The organism is Corynebacterium lujinxingii (genome assembly GCF_014490555.1).
Taxonomy (GTDB): Bacteria; Actinomycetota; Actinomycetes; order Mycobacteriales; family Mycobacteriaceae; genus Corynebacterium; species Corynebacterium lujinxingii.
Genome location: NZ_CP061032.1, coordinates 323296 through 343298, shown reverse-complemented (window position 1 = coordinate 343298; position 20003 = coordinate 323296). Strand labels below are relative to the sequence as shown.

Annotated in this window: 15 protein-coding genes and 4 tRNA genes; 3 read left to right on the top strand and 16 right to left on the bottom strand. The window is 63.5% G+C overall.

Annotation, left to right across the window (positions count from 1 at the left end; all coding sequences use genetic code 11):
* The gene (rpsL, locus tag IAU68_RS01585) at positions 1–372 is read right to left on the bottom strand and encodes a 30S ribosomal protein S12 (protein WP_034997208.1); all 372 of its coding nucleotides are present in this window, start codon (positions 370–372) and stop codon (positions 1–3) included.
* A gap of 211 nt (positions 373–583) precedes the next feature.
* Here rpsL and IAU68_RS01580 point away from each other — a divergent pair, with 211 nt between their 5' ends.
* Positions 584–1201, top strand: a complete 618-nt coding sequence (locus tag IAU68_RS01580) for a DUF1707 SHOCT-like domain-containing protein (RefSeq protein ID WP_171194364.1) — start codon at positions 584–586, stop codon at positions 1199–1201.
* Between the two features lie 86 nt (positions 1202–1287).
* Positions 1288–2630, top strand: a protein-coding gene (locus tag IAU68_RS01575) for an IS3 family transposase (protein ID WP_231699061.1) whose coding sequence is annotated in 2 segments (ribosomal slippage) — positions 1288–1729 and positions 1729–2630 — 1344 coding nt in all. Because the reading frame shifts where the segments join, the coding sequence is not laid out codon by codon here.
* Between the two features lie 93 nt (positions 2631–2723).
* On the opposite strand, the gene IAU68_RS01570 is transcribed toward IAU68_RS01575, so the two are convergent.
* From IAU68_RS01570 to rplJ, 6 genes are all read right to left on the bottom strand, one after another.
* Positions 2724–6722 (bottom strand): DNA-directed RNA polymerase subunit beta', encoded by a 3999-nt coding sequence (locus IAU68_RS01570; RefSeq protein ID WP_171193321.1) that lies wholly within the window; start codon positions 6720–6722, stop codon positions 2724–2726.
* An 87-nt stretch (positions 6723–6809) separates the two neighbouring features.
* A complete protein-coding gene (gene rpoB / locus IAU68_RS01565; protein ID WP_171193320.1) occupies positions 6810–10307 on the bottom strand; it encodes a DNA-directed RNA polymerase subunit beta in 3498 nt (1165 codons plus the stop codon).
* Positions 10308–10643: 336 nt separating this feature from the next.
* Positions 10644–11570: a DUF3068 domain-containing protein gene (locus tag IAU68_RS01560; RefSeq protein ID WP_171193319.1), complete on the bottom strand. Its 927-nt coding sequence runs from the start codon at positions 11568–11570 to the stop codon at positions 10644–10646.
* A gap of 11 nt (positions 11571–11581) precedes the next feature.
* On the bottom strand, positions 11582–13006 hold the full coding sequence (locus tag IAU68_RS01555; protein WP_171193318.1) for a succinic semialdehyde dehydrogenase: 1425 nt from the start codon (positions 13004–13006) through the stop codon (positions 11582–11584).
* 71 nt (positions 13007–13077) lie between these two features.
* A complete protein-coding gene (rplL, locus tag IAU68_RS01550; protein WP_171193317.1) occupies positions 13078–13467 on the bottom strand; it encodes a 50S ribosomal protein L7/L12 in 390 nt (129 codons plus the stop codon).
* A 52-nt stretch (positions 13468–13519) separates the two neighbouring features.
* Complete coding sequence (gene rplJ, locus IAU68_RS01545; RefSeq protein WP_171193316.1) at positions 13520–14041, bottom strand: 50S ribosomal protein L10; 522 nt, start codon at positions 14039–14041, stop codon at positions 13520–13522.
* Between the two features lie 360 nt (positions 14042–14401).
* On the opposite strand from rplJ, the gene IAU68_RS01540 reads away from it, so the two are divergent.
* Positions 14402–15478: an HNH endonuclease signature motif containing protein gene (locus IAU68_RS01540; protein ID WP_171193315.1), complete on the top strand. Its 1077-nt coding sequence runs from the start codon at positions 14402–14404 to the stop codon at positions 15476–15478.
* A gap of 39 nt (positions 15479–15517) precedes the next feature.
* Here the strand turns inward: IAU68_RS01540 and rplA are convergent, their stop codons facing one another.
* The 9 genes from rplA to IAU68_RS01495 form a co-directional block, all read right to left on the bottom strand.
* Positions 15518–16228 (bottom strand): 50S ribosomal protein L1, encoded by a 711-nt coding sequence (gene rplA, locus IAU68_RS01535; protein WP_171193314.1) that lies wholly within the window; start codon positions 16226–16228, stop codon positions 15518–15520.
* Between the two features lie 73 nt (positions 16229–16301).
* A complete protein-coding gene (gene rplK / locus IAU68_RS01530; RefSeq protein ID WP_171193313.1) occupies positions 16302–16730 on the bottom strand; it encodes a 50S ribosomal protein L11 in 429 nt (142 codons plus the stop codon).
* 169 nt (positions 16731–16899) lie between these two features.
* On the bottom strand, positions 16900–17838 hold the full coding sequence (nusG, locus tag IAU68_RS01525) for a transcription termination/antitermination protein NusG (RefSeq protein ID WP_231699060.1): 939 nt from the start codon (positions 17836–17838) through the stop codon (positions 16900–16902).
* Between the two features lie 111 nt (positions 17839–17949).
* The gene (secE, locus tag IAU68_RS01520) at positions 17950–18267 is read right to left on the bottom strand and encodes a preprotein translocase subunit SecE (RefSeq protein ID WP_171193312.1); all 318 of its coding nucleotides are present in this window, start codon (positions 18265–18267) and stop codon (positions 17950–17952) included.
* Positions 18268–18288: 21 nt separating this feature from the next.
* Positions 18289–18364, bottom strand: a tRNA-Trp gene (locus tag IAU68_RS01515).
* 66 nt (positions 18365–18430) lie between these two features.
* Positions 18431–18502 (bottom strand) — tRNA-Met (locus IAU68_RS01510).
* Positions 18503–18527: 25 nt separating this feature from the next.
* Positions 18528–18600, bottom strand: a tRNA-Thr gene (locus tag IAU68_RS01505).
* Positions 18601–18824: 224 nt separating this feature from the next.
* Positions 18825–18907, bottom strand: a tRNA-Tyr gene (locus tag IAU68_RS01500).
* A gap of 64 nt (positions 18908–18971) precedes the next feature.
* On the bottom strand, positions 18972–19988 hold the full coding sequence (locus IAU68_RS01495; RefSeq protein ID WP_171193311.1) for a polyprenyl synthetase family protein: 1017 nt from the start codon (positions 19986–19988) through the stop codon (positions 18972–18974).
* Between the last annotated feature and the right edge of the window lie 15 nt (positions 19989–20003).

The following is a 20003-nucleotide window of genomic DNA, read 5'->3' as shown; positions in this document are numbered from 1 at the left end:
TTACTGTCCCTTCTTCGCGCCGTAACGGGAGCGAGCCTGCTTGCGGTCCTTGACGCCCTGGGTATCCAGCGCGCCGCGGACGATCTTGTAGCGGACACCCGGAAGGTCCTTCACACGGCCGCCGCGCACGAGCACCATGGAGTGCTCCTGCAGGTTGTGGCCTTCGCCCGGGATGTAGGCCGAAACCTCGATACCGGAGGTCAGGCGGACACGCGCGACCTTACGCAGAGCGGAGTTCGGCTTCTTCGGGGTGGTGGTGTACACGCGGGTGCACACGCCGCGGCGCTGCGGGGAGCCCTTCAGCGCAGCGGTTGCCACCTTGGTGGACTTATCGTGGCGGCCCTTGCGGACCAGCTGCTGAATAGTAGGCATTCAAGCCCTTTCTGGTTGCGCGTCCCGCCCACACGTGGCCATACATGCAAAAATAGGGGCTCTTCTTCGGGGCCCTGCCGTTTGCATGAACTACCTTGTGAACGAGTCGCATGGAGTTCGTCGTACTTCGCTGCCGTAAATTACGGGCGAAACCTCGCCAAACTTACAACATCACGCGAGCCACACGCAAATCCCGTCTAGTCTAAAGGCTATGAGCGAGTCCAACCTGCCCCGCAAACGCGTGACCAACGCCGAGCGCGACCGCGCCGCCTCCCTGCTTCACGACGCCTTCGCCGACGGCCAGATCACCATCACCGAATTCGACGAGCGCTCCCGCGCGCTCTACGCCGCGACTTTTTCCGACGAGTTGCCCGCGCTTATCGACGACCTCTCCCCCGTCGAACACCCCACCGCACCGACCTGCGCTGAAGACCCGGTCACTGGCGAACGCGGAGGCTCAGCGTTCTCGCTAGCCGTGATGGGCGGCAGCGAACGCACCGGTCAGTGGCTGATCGCTCCCACGCACACCACATTAACGGTCATGGGCGGCACGGTCCTCGATTTGCGCGAGGCTCGACTCGCCTCGGAAACCACGGTCATCAACGCGCTCGCCGTCATGGGTGGTGTGGACATCATCGTGCCGGAGAACGTGCGCGTCGTAAATTCCGGAATCGGCATCATGGGCGGGTTCGGCACCGAGGATCACCCGTCCTGCGCCGTATCCCAGTCGGACGTGCCTGCCGACGCCCCAGTCGTGCATGTGCGCGGGCTTGCGCTCATGGGCGGAGTGGGCGTCATCCGAGCAGCGCACGGCGCACATGTGGAATAGAAAAGGCCCGGCCTTCCCGCAAAGTGAACTGCTCCCCACTAGTTGGACTGAGAAATCAGTTACCGACTAGTGGGGAGTAGTTTTCTGTGAGGGCACGAAGTTCGCTGAGTGAGCATCAGCGCGAGCAGTTGGTTGAACTGTTTGAGCAAGGTATGGGCTATCAAGCCGCTGCGAATGCTCTTGGTGTCTCCAAATATGCCGCCCGTAAGTTCTATCGTCGGTTTAAGCTGCATGGCAGGCTATGTCTTGTGGAGAAACCGACTAAGCAGCAGTATTCGTTCGATATCAAAAAGGAAGTTGTCCAACGCCACCTTGCTGGTGAGACAGCGATGGATCTTGCGCGCGAATTTGGACTGTCATCAGAGCAGCTGGTCAGCGGGTGGTCATTGAAATGGCGCAAAGGTGGCGATGAGGCACTAAAACCGAAGCCGAAGGGCAGGCCCAAAGGCTCGGTCACGCCGAAGCCGCTCTCGGAGGAAGCGAAGCTGCGTCGCCAGATCGCACGGTTGGAAGCGGAAAACGCATATCTAAAAAAATTGCGGGACTTGAGGAATCAGGGACGCGCCTGAAAGTCCAGGCGATTGTCATCCTCAAGTCACAGCATCGTCTGCAATATCTTTTGGATGCGGCAGGCATACCGAGATCGACGTTCTTCTACCACCAGAAACGACTCAGCGAGCCGGATAAGCACGCTGCGCTCAAAGCCGCGATCCGGGAAAGCTTCGAGCGTAACAAGCATCGCTACGGCTACCGACGAGTGCTGCTTGACCTACGCAACCAGGGCTGGGTGGTCAACCACAAACTCGTCTACAAACTCATGTGCGAGATGGGACTTCGAGCCAAGATCCGCCAGCCCAGGTCATATGTTTCCTACACCGGGACGATCAGCCACATTGCCGACAACACACTTGACCGCAAGTTCACCCCAGATAAGCCGAATACTGTCTTTGTCAGCGACGTCACCGAGTTCAGGGTCGCAGGCCGCAAGGTCTACCTGTCACCGGTGATGGATCTGTTCGACCGTTCAATCGTTGCCCACACCGTGGCCACATCGCCGTCGACAGCGTTTACCGCCGATTCTTTAGCCAAGATGATTAAAACGTGTGCGCCTGAACCTGGGTGGATGATGCACACCGATCAAGGTTTCCAGTACCAGCATTCGTCCTGGCGCAACCTGATTCATGACAACGGTGGTGTGCAGTCGATGTCGCGTAAAGGCAACTGTTACGACAACGCGGTCATGGAGAATTTCTTCGGGCATTTGAAAACCGAGATGTACCACGGAGAAGTCTTCGCCACCGTCGCAGAGTTCAACCAGGCGATCGACGAGTACATCCAGTGGTACAACACCGAACGCATCCAACAACGACTCAAGGGCCTGACCCCGATGCAATATCGGAATCAGACCCTTGAAGACCTAACCGCCTAGAGTTAAACCGGTCCAACTTTCGGGGGCCAGTTCAAAGGGAGGCCGGGCCTTTTTAAAAGCAGACCTAGCTAAAGCCAGAACGCTGGGGCTGCTTTAGAGCTCCTCGTAGCCGAACTCGTCCATCGGCACGGATGCGCCGGTGAACTCGCCGTAGCCTTCGTCGCCGTAGATGGAGTCGCCGAAGGTCGGGATGGCATACGCCGCGGAGCGCGCCGCCTCGGTCGGCTTGACCTGGATATTGCGGTAACGGGAGATACCCGTACCGGCCGGGATCAACTTACCGATGATCACGTTCTCCTTCAGGCCGATGAGCTTGTCGGAGCGCTTGTTGATCGCGGCGTCGGTAAGCACGCGGGTGGTCTCCTGGAAGGAGGCCGCCGACAGCCAGGACTCGGTAGCAAGCGAGGCCTTGGTGATACCCATGATCTCGGAGCGCATCTCGGCCGGCTCGCCACCGTCTGCCACTGCTGCGGCGTTGACCTGGCGTGCCTCCGACAGATCCACGAGCGTGCCCGGGAGGAACTCGGTTGCGCCCGAGTCGATCACGGTGCCGCGACGCAGCATCTGGCGGATGATGATCTCGATGTGCTTGTCGTGGATGGACACACCCTGGGTGCGGTAGACAGCCTGGACCTCGTCGATAAGGTGCTTCTCCACACCGCGGCGGCCGAGGACCTCGAGCACGTCGTGCGGGTCAGCCGCACCGCGCAGCAGACGCTCGCCAACCTCGACGTGGTCGCCCTCGCGCAGGCCGCGCTCGATCATGGCGTCCGGGTTGGACTCCATCGGGCGGCGCACCTGGGCCAGGCCCTGGCGCTTGGACAGCTTCTCGTAGACCACGTCGTCGGAGCCGTCGTCCGGGTGGATGGTCAGGGTCCAGAAGTTGCCCTCGTCCTCCAGCGAGATCGTGCCCGCAACGGACGCGATCGGGGCGCGGTTCTTCGGCACGCGGGCCTCGAACAGCTCCTGGACACGCGGCAGGCCGCCGGTAATGTCGCCGCCGACACCACCCTGGTGGAACGTACGCATGGTCAGCTGGGTACCCGGCTCACCAATGGACTGGGCAGCCACGATACCGACAGCCTCGCCGATATCGACGAGCTGGCCGGACGCCATGGACTTGCCGTAGCACTTCGCGCACACACCAGTCGGGGTCTGGCAGGTCAGCACGGAGCGGACCTTGATCTCGGCGACACCGGCGTTCACGAGGTCGTCGATACGCTCCTCGCTCAGCTCGGTGCCCGCCTCGAGGATGACGTTGCCGTCGGCGTCCTTCACGTCGGCCGCGACAACACGGCCGGACACGGAGGTCTCGACCAGGTCGTGGCGGACGAACTTGCCGCCGACCTCGTCAGCAACCGGAACCTTGACGCCCTGGCGGGTGCCGCAGTCCTCTTCGCGGACGATGACGTCCTGTGCCACGTCCACCAGACGACGGGTGAGGTAGCCGGAGTCCGCGGTACGAAGCGCGGTATCGGCCAGGCCCTTGCGGGAACCGTGGGAGTTGTTGAAGTACTCCATCACGGACAGGCCCTCGCGGAAGGAGGTCTTGATCGGGCGGGTGATGTACTCACCACGCGAGTTCACGACCATGCCCTTCATGCCGGCCAAGGTCCAGATCTGGCGCATGTTACCGGCAGCACCGGACTTCACGATCATCGGAATCGGGTTGTCGTCCGGGTACAGGTCCTCGACAGCCTGACCAACCTTGTTGGTGGCGTCCTGCCACAGCTCGACCAGACGGTCGTAGCGGTTTTCCTCGGTCAGCGCACCCTTCTCCCAGAACTTGCGCTCGATGGCCTCGGCTTCCTTCTCGTATTGCTCGAGGACTTCGGTCTTGTTCGGGAGGATGAGCACGTCGGCCATGGAGATGGTCACGCCGGAACGCGTGGCCCAGTAGAAGCCGGCGTCCTTCATCTTGTCCAGCACCTGGGCGACGGTGATCATCGGGTACTTCTCCACCATCGACTGGATGATGTCGCCGAGCAGCACCTTGCCGCCGCCACCGCCCTTACGGACCATGGCGCCTTCCTGATACGGGAAGTTGAACGGCAGCAGCTCGTTGAACATGATGCGGCCGAGGGTCGTCTCGGTCGTCCACGCCTGGCCCTTCGACCAGCCGTCCGGGAACTGCTCTGCCTCGATCTCCGGCGTCGGACGCAGGTGGTCGATGCGCACCTGGATCGGCGCCTGCAGGCCGAGCACGCCCAGGTCGTAGGCCATGATGGCCTCGCGGTAGGACGAGTAGACACCACGTGCCGGGCCGTTCTCGTCGGCCGGGGCGTAGGCGCCCTCGCCGCCGATCTCCTGCGGGCCCTTCAGCATGGTCAGGAAGTACAGGCCGGTGACCATGTCCAGGCGCGGCATGGCCAGCGGCTTGCCGGACGCCGGGGACAGGATGTTGTTCGACGACAGCATGAGCACGCGGGCCTCAGCCTGCGCCTCGGCGGACAGCGGCAGGTGGACTGCCATCTGGTCGCCGTCGAAGTCGGCGTTGAACGCCTCACAGGCCAGCGGGTGCAGCTGGATGGCCTTACCCTCGACCAGCTTCGGCTCGAAAGCCTGGATGCCGAGGCGGTGCAGCGTCGGTGCGCGGTTGAGCAGCACTGGGTGCTCCGAAATCGCCTCTTCCAGCACGTCCCACACCTCGGGGCGCTGGCGCTCCACCATGCGCTTCGCGGACTTGATGTTCTGCGCGTAGTCGTTGTCCACTAGGCGCTTCATCACGAACGGCTTGAACAGCTCGAGCGCCATACGCTTCGGCAGACCGCACTCGTGCAGCTGCAGCTGCGGGCCGACGATAATCACAGAACGGCCGGAGTAGTCCACACGCTTACCCAGCAGGTTCTGGCGGAAGCGGCCCTGCTTGCCCTTGAGCAGGTCGGACAGGGACTTCAGCGGGCGGGTGCCCGGGCCGGTGACTGGACGGCCGCGGCGGCCGTTGTCGAACAGTGCGTCGACGGACTCCTGCAGCATGCGCTTCTCGTTGTTCACGATGATCTCGGGGGCGCCGAGGTCGATCATGCGCTTGAGACGGTTGTTGCGGTTGATCACGCGACGGTACAGGTCGTTCAGGTCGGAGGTGGCGAAGCGGCCACCGTCGAGCTGGACCATCGGGCGCAGTTCTGGCGGGATGACCGGGATCGCGTCCAGGATCATGCCGGCCGGGTCGTTGCCGGAGCGCTGGAACGCTGCGACGACGCGCAGGCGCTTCAGCGCGCGGACCTTCTTCTGGCCCTTGCCCTCGGCGATGATGCCGCGCAGCTCCTCGGCCTCGGCGTCGAGGTCGAAGTTGCGAATCAGGGTCTGGATGGCCTCTGCACCCATGCCGCCGGTGAAGTAGTCCTCGTAGCGGTCGACGAGCTCCTCGTAGAGGTTTTCGTCGATGATCATCTGCTTCGGGGCGAGCTTCTGGAAGGTGGTCCAGATCTCGTCGAGACGCTCAACCTCGCGCTCGCCTGCCTCGCGCAGGTGCTGCATCTCCTTGTCGGCCGCGTTCTGCACCTTCTTGCGGGCGGCAGCGGTCGCGCCGGAGGCCTCGAGCTCGGCGAGGTCCTCCTCGAGTTTCTGGGCGCGGTCGGCGATCTCGGAGTTGGTGTCGTCTTCGACTTCCTTCTTCTCCATCAACATCTCCGCCTCGAGGGTGGACATGTCGTTGTGGCGCGCCTCGTCGTCGACGGACGTGACGATGTTCGCCGCGAAGTAGATGATGCGCTCGAGGTCCTTCGGAGCCAGGTCGAGCAGGTAGCCGAGACGGGACGGCACACCCTTGAAGTACCAAATGTGCGTCACCGGGGCGGCGAGCTCGATGTGTCCCATGCGCTCGCGGCGCACCTTGGACTTGGTCACCTCGACGCCACAGCGCTCGCAGATGATGCCCTTGTAACGGACACGCTTGTACTTGCCGCAGGCGCACTCCCAGTCGCGGGTGGGGCCGAAGATGCGCTCGCAGAACAGGCCGTCCTTTTCCGGCTTGAGCGTGCGGTAGTTAATGGTTTCAGGCTTCTTGACCTCACCGTGGGACCAACGGCGGATGTCGTCGGCGGTGGCCAGGCCGATGCGAAGCTCATCGAAGAGGTTTACGTCAAACACGTAAAAGTTCCTTTTCTTTCAGTGGTTGGGCTAATGCGTTCGTTTGGTCGTCGTGAAGCGAGTGCTTGACGACGACCACCTGGCGCCTTAAGCAGTATCCGCCGCTGCACCCTCGTCGCGGGACAGGTTGATGCCGAGCGAGGAGCCTGCCTGATCGAACTCGTCGTCGTCGCCGTCGAGCTCCATCGGGGTGCCGTCGGTGGAGAGCACCTCCACGTTCAGGCACAGGGACTGCAGCTCCTTGAGCAACACCTTGAAGGACTCCGGGATGCCCGGATCCGGGATGTTGTCTCCCTTGACGATCGCCTCGTAGACCTTCACGCGGCCGACCACGTCGTCCGACTTGATGGTCAGCAGCTCCTGCAGGGTGTAAGCGGCGCCGTACGCCTGCATTGCCCACACCTCCATCTCGCCGAAGCGCTGGCCGCCGAACTGGGCCTTACCGCCCAGCGGCTGCTGCGTAATCATGGAGTACGGGCCGGTGGAACGGGCGTGGATCTTCTCGTCGACGAGGTGGTGCAGCTTCAGCATGTACATGTAGCCGACCGAAATCGGGTACTTGTACGGCTCGCCGGAGCGGCCGTCGAACAGCGTCGTCTTGCCCTCGCCGTCGACCATGACGTCGCCGTCGCGGTTCGGCTTGGAGTTCGCCAAAAGGCCAGCGATCTCGTCGTTGGTCGCGCCGTCGAACACCGGGGTTGCGGTGAGCGAATCCGCCGGCACATCGTAGAGGTGCTCCGGCAGGGTCTCCAGCAGCTTGGCGTTTGCCGGATCGTCCGGGTTGACGGTCCAGCCGGCCTTGGCCAGCCAGCCGAGGTGGATCTCCAGGACCTGACCGATGTTCATACGACGCGGCACACCGTGGGTGTTCAGAATGATGTCCACCGGAGTGCCGTCAGCCATGAACGGCATGTCCTCCTGCGGCAGGATCTTGCCCACGACACCCTTGTTGCCGTGGCGGCCGGCCATCTTATCGCCGTCCTGGATCTTGCGCTTCTGAGCCACGTACACGCGGATCATCTCGTTGACACCCGGGGACAGATCGTCATCATCCTCGCGGGAGAAGCGGCGCACGGCAATGACCTTGCCCTGCTCGCCGTGCGGCACCTTCAGGGAGGTGTCGCGGACCTCACGGGCCTTCTCGCCGAAGATGGCGCGCAGCAGGCGCTCCTCCGGGGTCAGCTCGGTCTCGCCCTTCGGGGTGACCTTGCCGACGAGGATGTCGCCGTCGCGCACGTCAGCACCGATGCGGATGATGCCGCGCTCGTCGAGGTCCTTGAGCACGTCCTCGGAGACGTTCGGGATCTCGCGGGTGATTTCCTCGGCACCGAGCTTGGTGTCGCGGGCGTCGATCTCGTGCTCCTCAATGTGCACGGAGGTGAGGATGTCCTCCTCCACCACGCGCTGGTTGAGGATGATGGCGTCCTCGTAGTTGTGGCCTTCCCACGGCATGAACGCAACCAGCAGGTTGCGGCCGAGCGCCATCTCGCCGTCCTTGGTGCCCGGGCCGTCGGCGATGACCTGGCCGGCCTCGACGCGGTCGCCAGCAGACACGATCGGGGTCTGGTTGTAGCAGGTGCCCTGGTTGGTGCGCTCGAAGGTGCGCAACATGTAGGTGTCGCGGCCGCCCTCATCGTCCATGACGGTGATGAAGTCGCCGGTGACGTTCTCGATCACACCGGCCTTCTTGGAGATGACGGTGTCACCGGCGTCGTACGCGGCGCGCTGCTCCATGCCGGTGGCCACGTACGCGGACTCGGCGCGCAGCAGCGGCACAGCCTGCTTCTGCATGTTCGCGCCCATCAGCGCACGGTTCGCGTCGTCGTGCTCGAGGAACGGAATCATCGCCGTTGCAACAGAAACCATCTGGCGCGGGGAGATGTCGAGGTAGTCCACGCCCTGCGGGCCGACGACGCCGATGTCGCCGTCCTTGAGGCGGACCTCGATGCGCTCACCGGTGAGGTTGTTGTCCTTGTCCAGCGGGGTGGCCGCCTGCGCGATGGCGTAGCGGTCCTCCTCGTCGGCGGTGAGGTAGTCAATCTGGCCGGTCAGCTTGCCGTCGTTGACCTTCTGGTACGGCGTTTCGATGAAGCCGAACGGGTTGACACGGGCGTAAGTCGCCAGCGCGCCGATCAGGCCAATGTTCGGGCCTTCCGGGGTCTCGATCGGGCACATGCGGCCGTAGTGCGACGGGTGCACGTCTCGCACCTCGATGCCGGCGCGCTCACGCGACAGGCCGCCCGGGCCAAGCGCGGACAGGCGGCGCTTGTGGGTCAGGCCGGACAGGGAGTTGTTCTGGTCCATGAACTGCGACAGCTGCGAGGTACCGAAGAACTCGCGGATTGCTGCCGAAACCGGACGCACGTTGATCAGCGACGTCGGGGTGATGGACTCCGCGTCCTGGGTCGTCATGCGCTCGCGCACGACGCGCTCCATGCGCGACAAGCCGACACGGACCTGGTTCTGGATCAGCTCGCCGACGGTACGCAGGCGACGGTTGCCGAAGTGGTCGATGTCGTCGGTGTTGATCGGGATGATCTCGCCCTCCGGGGAGGTCATCTCGGTCTCGCCGGCGTGCAGGCGCACGAGGTACTCGAGCGTGGTGGCGATGTCCTCTTCGGTCAGCGTCATCAGACCGTCGTGGTCGCCGCCGAGGCCCAGCTTGCGGTTGACCTTGTAGCGGCCCACGCGGGCCAGGTCGTAGCGCTTGGCCTTGAAGAAGGAGTTCTCCAGCAGGGACTGCGCAAGATCGCGCGTCGGCTGCTCGCCCGGGCGCTGCTTGCGGTAGATCTCCAGCAGCGCCTCGTCGGTGTTGGACACACCGTCGTTTTCCAGGGTGGACATCATGATCTCGGAGAAGCCGAAGCGCTCCGTGATCTGCTCGGTGGTCCAACCGAGCGCCTTGAGCAGCACGGTGACCGGCTGGCGGCGCTTGCGGTCGATGCGCACACCGACGGTGTCACGCTTGTCCACGTCGAACTCGAGCCACGCGCCACGCGACGGGATGACCTTCACGGAGTGCAGCGGGCGCTCCGTGGACTTGTCGATGGTCTCGTCGAAGTACACGCCCGGAGAGCGCACCAGCTGGGAGACAACGACACGCTCGGTGCCGTTGACAATGAAGGTGCCCTTGTCCGTCATCAGCGGGAAGTCGCCGATGAACACGGTCTGGGACTTGATCTCCTGCGTGTCGTTGTTAATGAACTCCGCGGTGACGTACAGCGGCGCGGAGTAGTTGATGTCCTTGTCCTTGCACTCGTCGATCGTGTACTTCACGTCTTCGAAGCGCGGCTCGGACAGCGTCAGGCTCATGTTGCCGGAGTAGTCCTCGATCGGGGAGATCTCCTCGAGGATGTCCTCCAGGCCGGACGTGATGCGCGCATCATCGCCGCGGTTGGCCTGCTCGCGCTCGCGCCACTCTTGCGTGCCGACGAGCCACGCAAACGATTCGAGCTGCACATCTAAAAGCCCCGGGACGGTGATGGGCTCGTTGATCTTCGCGAACGAGTAACGTTCCGGAGCCCCCGGGATTTCAGCCATATTCATGGTCTGGTCTGAGACTGCCAAGTTGGGTCCTTCCAGCACCTCTGGCGGATGCCACCGGACCACGTCTGGCTTCGCGGCCCAGCAGCATTTCCGCAGGATAAGTTAGCATTTGGTCTGCTTCGGAAGATCCGCCCCCAGAGACAACAAAATCACCTTGTCAAATCGGAAAATTGCTATCCGTTGCACAAGGTTTCAATGACGTACTGGAGACGGCTTCCAGCGCAACGAGCAAGCTTATACAACAGCTCATAGTTTGTAAAGGCCTAGAAATCGGCCAATGACTCCCCCGTGTTACAACTCGCGGGCGAACCGGTGCCGTCTGGTGCCTGCGTCCAAGTTGCTGCCGGAAGCCTACCACTTCAACGGCGAAACTCGTCAACCGCGACGCGCCGGACGCCGCATCGGGCGCAGCGCCACAATGAGCCCGATGAGCGCTATCACTGCCCCGGCACCGGCGACGCTCCACCACAGCACCTTGTTGGTCCACCGCGGCTGTGCATCGGCCACACGCTGGGCAAATTCGGTGATCTGCGCTTCGTCCATCTGCCCGTCGTAGGTCACGATGTTTCGCACGCCGCGGCCGTCAGCGTCGGCGTAGTAGTCGTCGACACGCTCGTTGATCCCGACGACGACGCCGGTTTGCTCGTCGACAAGCAACTCGCGCTCAGCAGCGTGAGTGAGAAAGGTGCGCTCGCCGTCGATGGTGAGCGTGTTGCGCGGATCGGCGTAGCGCTGCGCGATGTTCGTCGGCGCGATCGTCTGCTGGTAGCGGTTGACGGTGCGCCCGCCGATCTCTTGTGTATCGACGAACCGCGCCGGCGCCGTGTCCCGCAATACCGGATCGAACACGTCCACGTCCGTCTCAGGTGCGGGCGACGGGAATTTCAGCCAGGCGCCGTCCACCGGCACCTCAGCGGCGGGCATGCCGAAGATGACCTGGGCCTGTGCAGGTCCGACAGCCCCGCCGCTGATCCGATCCATCTCGTACGACCAGGTGGTGGCGGAAAGCAGGTTGTCAAAGTCGCCGGCGGCCTCGCCTGCGCGCACGGTGTCGCCGATGCGCACCGCCGCCACGTCGTCGCTGGCCGGCTCCATGATCTCCATGTGCAGCTGGCGCGTCACCGGTGCAGGCTTGCCGTCGCGGGTGCCGTCCGGGTCTTCGATGGTCCAGGTGGCCTGGCCGAGGCCGAGCGGGAGCCGCTCGTTGGACAGCAGCACGTTCGGTGCGAGCAAACCCGCGACCAGAAGTGCGACGCCGCTGCCTGCGACGAGCGCTGCGATGGGACGGGGTGTGGCTGGCATGGTGCGCAAGCTTAGCGCAGGCGCCGGCGCGCGAAATCCATCACGCCACCGACGGTCACCCCGCGCATGCGTGTGACGTTACGCGGCTCGGTGAACTTCGTGATGCCGTGCTCGCCGTGGCGCCGCCCCGCCCCGGACTGTTTCCAACCGCCCATCGGCGCGCCCATTGCCGACCACGCCGGCGCGTACCCGTCGTTGATGTTCACGGTGCCGGCCTCAAGGCGTTTTGCTAATCGACGACCCGTCGCCGCCGACGCCCACACCGACGCATTGAGCCCGTACTCGGTGTCGTTCGCCTTTTCCACGGCCTGATCGAGCGAGTCCACCACCTCGATATAAACGACCGGTCCGAACACCTCCTGGGTATACAACGCAGCGTCGGCCGGCACATCCGTCAAGATGGTCGGCTCGAAAAACGTCTCGCCGGTGCGATGTCCACCGGTCAGGGCGCGGGCGCCGTGGGTGAGGGCGTCGTCGACAAGCATCGCAATTTTGTCGGTGTGCTCCTTCGAGATCTGCGAGCCCATGTCGATCCCCCAGTCGCGGCCCGCGCCGACGCGCATCTGAGTAGTGCGGTCGACAAAGCCAGCGATGAAGTCGTCCGCAACCGCCCGGTGCACGTAGATGCGCTCAATGGAGATGCACAGTTGCCCGGAGTTGGAGAAGCACGCGTGCGTCGCCGCGTTGATCGCGCGCTCGAGCGGGGCGTCGTCGGCGACGATCATCGGGTTTTTGCCGCCGAGCTCCATCGAGTAGTCGATCAGCCGCTCCCCCGCCTGCGCCGCCAGCTTCTTACCCGTCGCGGTGGAGCCGGTGAACATGAGGAAATCGCACTGGCGCACAATCGCCTGCCCCACCTCCGCGCCGCTGCCCGGCACGACGATGAACACATCCTCCGGCAGCCCCGCCTCGCGCAGCAGCTCGGCGGCGCGAAGCGCAGACAGCGGCGTTTGTGAATCCGGCTTCACCACCACCGCGTTGCCCGCGATCAGCGCCGGCACCGCATCCGACACCGCAAGCGCGAGCGGGTAGTTAAACGGCGCGATCACCCCCACCACGCCTTTCGGCGGGCGCTGCTCTCTTGTCGACGACACCAGCGGCAACGCCGTAAACCTCCCGCGCGTCCGCGTCGCTTTCGGCCCAGTCTGCGCGTAGTACAGGCTGGTCAGCGCGACATCCATGACCTCTTCCAGCGCGCTCGCCCGGTTCTTGCCGTTCTCACTCTGGATGAGGTCCAAGAGCTCGTCTCGCTTATCGACGACCACCTTTGCAAACCGCCGCAGCACCCGCGCCCGCTTCCGCGCCGGAAGCGCCGCCCACTGCCGTTGCGCCCCACGCGCCCGCGCAAACGCCTCATCGACGTCCGCTGCCGTTGCCTGCTGCACCTCGCCCACCGTCTCGCCGGTCGCCGGGTTGGTCACTGTGATCGTCGCCATGGAGCCAAGACTAAACCCCCGCCCGCCGGTTGGTACCGGCGGGCGGGGGTGTCGTCGTCAAGCAAAAGCTCTTACTTGAGGGTGACCTTTGCGCCAGCCTCCTCGAGCTTGGTCTTGGCAGCCTCGGCGTCGTCCTTGTTGGCGCCCTCGAGGATTGCCTTCGGAGCACCCTCGACCATTTCCTTGGCGTCCTTCAGGCCCAGGCCCGGAACCAGCTCGCGGACAACCTTGATCACGCCGATCTTCTTGTCGCCAGCGTCCTCGAGAACGACGTCGAACTCGTCCTTCTCCTCAGCGGCAGCCTCGCCGCCAGCGGCCGGAGCGCCTGCAGCGACAGCAGCAACCGGAGCGGCTGCGGTCACGTCGAAGACCTCCTCGAACTCCTTGAGGAACTCGGAGAGCTCGATGAGGGTCATTTCCTTGAACTGCTCAATGAGCTCGTCCTTGGAGAGCTTAGCCATGATGGCATCCTTTCTGTTGGTGGGCGCTTAGCGCCCGGGTGTAAAAGTTTGTTTATGCGGCTTCCTGCTTGTCCTGCAGCGCAGCGACAAGGCGGGCCGTCTTGGAGGCCGGAGCCTGGAACAGGCCGGCAGCCTTTGCCAGAGAACCCTCGAATGCGCCGGCGATCTTCGCCAGGGTGGTCTCGCGGTTGTCCATCTCGGCCAGCGCGTCGATCTGGGAAGCGTCCAGGACGTTGCCGTCCATGAAGCCGCCCTTGATCACGAACGCGTCGTGGTCCTTGTTGAACTTCTTCATCACCTTCGCAGCGTCGACAGCAGCGTCGCCCTTGATGAAGGCAACGGCGGTCGGGCCGGTGAGAAGATCATCGAGACCCTCGATACCCTGCTCGTTCGCAGCGATCTTGATGAGGGTGTTCTTGGCGACGTGGTACTCGACATCGAAGCCCATATCGCCGCGCAGCTGCTGGAGCTGGCCGACGGTCAGGCCACGGTACTCGGTCAGCACGAGGGAATCCGCCTCAGCGAACTTCTCCTTCAGAGCTGCAAGTTCCGCAGTGTTCTTCGGGTTTGCCATGACACACGCCTCCTTCCGATACTTCATGTCGTTCAATCCGCCCGGGGCACTCATGAAAAATACCCCGTGCAGAAGGCACGGGGCAGACGCAGCGTCTGGCCTCGTTTCTCCTGCGTGGGTCGATCCCTTTCCAGGGATACCTTCGACTCCCTTCCGGGAGCGACCGACGGTCTTCGGTGAAACTTGAGGTCGGCCGTGTTACGGGCCGTTCAAACTTCGGTTGGGTATGTTAGCCCGTGATTGTGCGCCTTCCAAATCGCGGCGTGATCTGTGGATAACTTTCGGTTGATGTAGGGCGGGTTATCCACAGTTTTTCGGTAGGGTCTTGTGCTTTGGGGTGGGGTGTTTAGTCTCTGGGGCATGAATTCGTTTGCAGCACTCGTGGAGGCGATGTCGGCGTCGGCGTTAGAGACGCTGGCCGGCTTCGACCTCGACATTGCGCTAGCCGCAGGCTTCGCCCCGGACCGGGCGCGGGCGTTATCGCGGCTGCAGGCGGTGTATTTCGGGCCCACGAAGTTCACCCGTAAACAGCGTGAGGCGCGATCGCGTGCGAGCGGGTTTTCGTTGGATGAGTTGCTGCTGATTGAACGCCGCATCGCGAAGGTGTCGGATGTGGCCGCGCGGTGGGGGCTGCGGCTGGCGCTGTTGGAGGTTGAGGGCGGCTACCGGGCGATCGAGCAGGCGGCGCGCGATCTGGTGCCTTCCGATGATTCACCTGCGGCGGATGCGGCGAAGTTTGGCCCTGCCCGCGGCGGGAAGAAGACGCTGCATTTAACCCTCGACGAACGGGAGATCACCGATATCGAGTACGCGGGTCGGCAGGGTATCGACCCCGCGAAGCCGGCCGCGGAGCAGATCGCGCGAAACCTGGCGTCGATCTTTTTCGGCGGTGGCGGGGTGGCGCGCGCGGTGCCGCGGCCGATCCTCGCGGTGGGGCTGCCGGACTTTGTGCGGATTATGGCCGGCGAGGGCGACGACGTCGTGTTGGCGTTGTCGGATGGGACGACGATGACGGGTGCGGAGTTTTTAGCGGCCCAGTTCGGCGACATCCTCGAGGTGGCCGCGTTTCACCCGGAGGCCGGGGCGGTGAATTTGTACCGGACCGAGCGGCGGGCGAATAAGAAGCAGCGCGATTTGGCGAAGATGGTCTCGCCGGTGTGCGCCTTCCCCGGCTGCCGGCACGGGGCGGATGCTTGCGAGTTGCATCACGTCACCGCGTGGAAACACGGTGGGGAAACCAACATGGATAATTTGGCGCCGCTGTGCCGGTATCACAACCGCATCAACGACGATGACCCGTGGCGGAAGAAGCGCGGCCGGATCGTGATGATCCGGGGCGCCCCAGTATGGATCTCACCCCGCGGCTACCCGGTGAAAAACACCAACCACGGGGTGATGGACAAACTATTTGGGCACGAAAAAGCGCCCCGGCACTAGGTGGTGCGCTAGGCCGAGGCGCTCAATCAGAGGTGGGAACTAGTCCTTCTTGGCGTAGTTCTTCTCCACAGAGGTGTCCACCGGGACGCCCGGACCCTGGGTCGCGGCGACGGTGATCTTCTTCAGGTAAACACCCTTGGCCGATGCCGGCTTGAGGCGGATGACCTCGTCCAAGAGTGCGCCGTAGTTCTCGGCGAGCTGCTCCGGGGTGAAGGATGCCTTGCCGATGATGGCGTGCAGGTTCGACGCCTTGTCGACGCGGAAAGCGATCTTGCCGCCCTTGGAGTCCTGGATCGCCTTAGCGACGTCCGGGGTGACGGTGCCGGTCTTCGGGTTCGGCATCAGACCACGCGGGCCGAGCACGCGGGCGACGCGGCCGACCTTGGCCATCTGGTCCGGCGTCGCAATGGCGACGTCGAAGTCGAGCTGGCCGGCGTTGATCTGCTCGATGAGCTCGTCGGTGCCGACGATGTCAGCGCCTGCTTCCTTCGCCTTGGTCGCGTTCTCACCCTCGGCGAAGACGGCGACGCGGACGGTCTTACCGGTGCCGTGCGGCAGGTTGACGGTGCCGCGGACCAGCTGGTCAGCCTTGCGCGGGTCGACGGACAGGCGCATTGCAACGTCGATGGTCGCGTCGTACTTGTCGGAGGAGGTCTCCTTCGCGAGGGTGACCGCATCCAGCGGGTGGTAGAACGCGTCGCGGTCGACCTTGGCGAGCTGCTCGATGTAACGCTTGGACTTCTTAGCCATGTTGGATTCCTTTCAGGAGTTGTGGTTTGCGGGCCTGGCTAAAGGCCCTTCCACGTGAAGCGGAAAACCGCTCTTACTTCTCGACGTCAATACCCATGGAACGGGCGGTACCAGCGATAATCGCGGCGCCAGCCTCGATGTCGCGGGCGTTGAGGTCGTTCTTCTTGGTCTCGGCGATCTCCTTGCACTGCTCCCAGGTGACCTTGCCCACCTTGTCGGTGTGCGGGACGCCCGAGCCCTTCTGCAGGCCAGCGGCCTTGAGCAGCAGGGACGCAGCCGGCGGGGACTTCAGGATGAAGTCGAATGAGCGGTCTTCGTAGACCGTGATCTCCACCGGGATGATGTTGCCGCGCATGGACTCGGTTGCGGCGTTGTACGCCTTGGTGAACTCGACGATGTTCACGCCGTGCGCACCAAGCGCCGGGCCGACCGGCGGAGCCGGGTTCGCCATGCCTGCTTCGATCTGAAGCTTGATCAGGCCAGTGACCTTCTTCTTAGCCATCGCAATTACCTCCTAGATACAGCCTGCACCGCCGCGATGAACAGCGGTAAGGCTTCCGGATGCCGGGGATAAATCCAGCCACCGGGGATAGAGAAACGAAAACGTCGCGTGTGCGAACACACGCGACGGGTTAGGTTACGCGAAGGGGTCGTCGAGAAGCAAAAAGCTCCTACATGATCCGTTCGATCTGGTCGGCGGTCAGCTCCACCGGGGTCTCGCGGCCGAAGATGGACACGAGTGCCTCGATCTTGCCGGTCTCCGGGTCGATCGCGTTGATCGTCGCGGACACGGACGCCAGCGCGCCGGACAGGATGGTGACGGCCTCGCCGACCTTGTAATCGTGCGCGACCTGCTTCGGGGTGTCCTCCTCCGGCATCGCCACGACGGTCTCGCCGTCGGCGTTGACCTCCGGCTTGGTGCCCGTGGCGGCGGACTTAGGCAGCAGGAACTTCGCCACGTCGCGGTGCTTGACCGGGGTCGCGTTGCCCTCGTTGCCGACGAACGACGTCACACCCGGGGTCTCGCGGACCACCGACCAGGCGGCATCGTTCATGTCCATGCGCACCAGCACGTAACCCGGCAGCAGCTTGCGCTTGACCAGCTTGTTCTTGCCGTCCTTGTTCTTCTCCAGCGCCTGCTCGATCGGCACGACAACTTCGTAGATGGAGTCTTCCACCTCGAGGGTCTGGGAGCGCATCTCGAGGTTGGTCTTCACCTTGTTCTCGTAGCCCGAGTAGGACTGGATGATGTACCAGTCGCCCGGCTGCTTCTTCAGCTCGCGGGTGTACTCGCGCAGGCGGCGGCGGTACTCGCCGTCGTCGTCGGCTTCGGCGTTCTCGGCACCCTCGTTACCTTCAGCCGCGTTCTCCGCCTCTGCTGCGATGTCGAGGTCGGTCTCCTGGACCGGCTCCTCGGGAAGTTCGGAAGCGTAGGAGGCGCTACTGTCAGTCTCCTCGTCGGAGGAGTCACCGCCCTCTTTGCCGGCCGGGTCGTCGTCGCCGCCGTTGAGTGCCGGGTCGGTGGACGGCTGCACGGGGGCGCCCTCGTCGATCATTTCCTGCTCGTTGTTCTCGATTGCGCCGGTGACGTCTTTGTTCGCCTCAGTCATGTCTATCTCCTCACGCGGGTAAAAATTCTGCGCCCCAGGGTACCGGGGCAAAAAGTATCCCGCCTTCCTCGGTGTCCGAGGCGGCGGGAAACGTTACGCGTGAAATTGTACTTACCGGATGAGGATCCAGCGAATCGCTATGGAGGCCAGCGCGTCGGTACCCCACACGAAGATGGTGAGGATGATCAGGAACGCGAAGACGATGAGCGTGTAGTTGAGCATCTGCTTGCCGGTCGGCCAGATGACTTTGCCCATCTCGGAGACGACTTCGCCCGGGAAGGCGGTGATGTTGCCGGACTTTTCGTCGTCTGCGTCGGTCTGGGCGGGGGTGCGCTTCGCTTCGTACCCCTCGGAGGATACGGGTGAAACCCCGCGCAGCTGACGCTTTCCGGTCGGCTGTGCCGGGTTCTGGCCGTTGGGGTTAGTCACGAAAACTCCTCCACGTTGATTTGGCAGGGGCGACAGGACTCGAACCTGCAACCTACGGTTTTGGAGACCGTTGCGCTACCAATTGCGCCACGCCCCTAGGGCACCGCGGTACGCAGTGCGCCTAACCCTACCACGGGCCCTTGCGGTCCCCGTTTGAGGTGAGTAGCGATGGAGAGAATTGAACTCTCGACACAGCGATTATGAGTCGCTTGCTCTACCACTGAGCTACACCGCCATGTGTTTGCCTAAGCAAACAACAGAGCCCCCTGACAGAATCGAACTGTCGACCTTTTCCTTACCATGGAAACGCTCTGCCGACTGAGCTAAGGGGGCACAGCCTCGTTGTTGTGGATCTTCGCTTTCGCTCTGACCCGCTCCGTTGAAGCCTTGAGAAGATTAACCCGATCGCGTTTATAAACACAAATCGCCTGGTTGATACCGCTTTTCGCGAGTGCTTAACGACGACTACAACGCCCCGAAACACAACACCCCGCACCAGGCATCCGGCAACGGCAAAACCCCGCCCATTCCGGTGTGGAATCGACGGGGTTCGTCTGTGCCAGGTAGAAGATTCGAACTTCTGAAGGCGAATGCCGGCGGATTTACAGTCCGCTCCCTTTGGCCGCTCGGGCAACCTGGCGCGCACGTTCAAAGTGCGGGATTTACTCTACAACACCGCACCGCATTCAAAGCAAATCGGCAGGTTATCCCACACGATCGACGGTCAGGCGGGTCATGGTGCGCAGGGCCTCGCGAGCGGGGATGTCCGGCAGCGCGTCGAGTTCGCGCTCGACGGTTGCCAGGTAGCCGCGTGCGGTCTCGAGCGCGCGCTCGCGCCCGCGCGTCTGGCTGAGCAGGTCGAGGGCACGGTCGACGTCGGTGTCGTCGGTAAGCGGGCCCGTGAGCAGGCCGCGAAGCGCCTCGCCGGCTGGGGAGTCCTCCTCGAGCGCGTACAGCACGGGCAGGGTAAACACGCCTTCGCGAAGGTCGGTGCCGGGGGTCTTTCCGGATTGATCGGGGTCGGAGAAGATGTCGATGATGTCGTCGACGATCTGGAAGACCATGCCCACCGCGTCGCCGATCCGCGCGCAACGCTGGACCACCTCGTCGGACGCGCCGGAATGCCGCGCGCCCAGGTAGGCAGCGGACGCGATGAGCACGCCGGTTTTCTCGTCGATGACCTTCAGGTAGTGCTCCACCGGGTCGGAACCTTCCGCGCCGACGGTTTCGCGCATCTGGCCGGTGACCAGCTCCTCGAAGGTGTCGGCGAAATGCGCCACGGTGTCCAAGTCCATGCGGCTCATCAGCCGCGAAGCGTGGGCGAACAAGATGTCTCCGGCCAAGATGGCCACGGTGTTCGTCCAGCGCGCGTTGGCGGATTCGACGCCGCGGCGGCGCTCGGCTTCGTCCATCACGTCGTCGTGGTAGAGCGTGGCCAGGTGCACCATTTCGGTCACGGTCGCGCCGCGGATCACGTTCTCTGCGCGCGGGTCGGGCCCGAATTCGCTGCACAGCAGCGCCATCATGGGCCGGAAGCGCTTGCCACCGGCTTCGGCGAGGTGTGTGACTTTGTCGGTGAGGAACTTCTCGCCGCGCGAGAGTTCCGCCATCAGCAGGTCCTCCACCGCCTCCAGCCCGGAGTTGAGCCGGGCGTTGAGTGCGTCGTCGCCAAGGTCCAGCTTGAATCCGTGGCGCGGTGACGGGGTGGTGCCGTACGTCATCTATAACGTCCTTGC

Bases quoted from the DNA above. Each gene is read 5' to 3' on its own strand.
- rpsL (WP_034997208.1), bottom strand. From the start codon at position 372: ATGCCTACTATTCAGCAGCTGGTCCGCAAGGGCCGCCACGATAAGTCC.
- IAU68_RS01580 (WP_171194364.1), top strand. From the start codon at position 584: ATGAGCGAGTCCAACCTGCCCCGCAAACGCGTGACCAACGCCGAGCGC.
- IAU68_RS01560 (WP_171193319.1), bottom strand. From the start codon at position 11,570: ATGCCAGCCACACCCCGTCCCATCGCAGCGCTCGTCGCAGGCAGCGGC.
- IAU68_RS01555 (WP_171193318.1), bottom strand. From the start codon at position 13,006: ATGGCGACGATCACAGTGACCAACCCGGCGACCGGCGAGACGGTGGGC.
- rplL (WP_171193317.1), bottom strand. From the start codon at position 13,467: ATGGCTAAGCTCTCCAAGGACGAGCTCATTGAGCAGTTCAAGGAAATG.
- rplJ (WP_171193316.1), bottom strand. From the start codon at position 14,041: ATGGCAAACCCGAAGAACACTGCGGAACTTGCAGCTCTGAAGGAGAAG.
- IAU68_RS01540 (WP_171193315.1), top strand. From the start codon at position 14,402: ATGAATTCGTTTGCAGCACTCGTGGAGGCGATGTCGGCGTCGGCGTTA.
- rplA (WP_171193314.1), bottom strand. From the start codon at position 16,228: ATGGCTAAGAAGTCCAAGCGTTACATCGAGCAGCTCGCCAAGGTCGAC.
- rplK (WP_171193313.1), bottom strand. From the start codon at position 16,730: ATGGCTAAGAAGAAGGTCACTGGCCTGATCAAGCTTCAGATCGAAGCA.
- nusG (WP_231699060.1), bottom strand. From the start codon at position 17,838: ATGACTGAGGCGAACAAAGACGTCACCGGCGCAATCGAGAACAACGAG.
- IAU68_RS01495 (WP_171193311.1), bottom strand. From the start codon at position 19,988: ATGACGTACGGCACCACCCCGTCACCGCGCCACGGATTCAAGCTGGAC.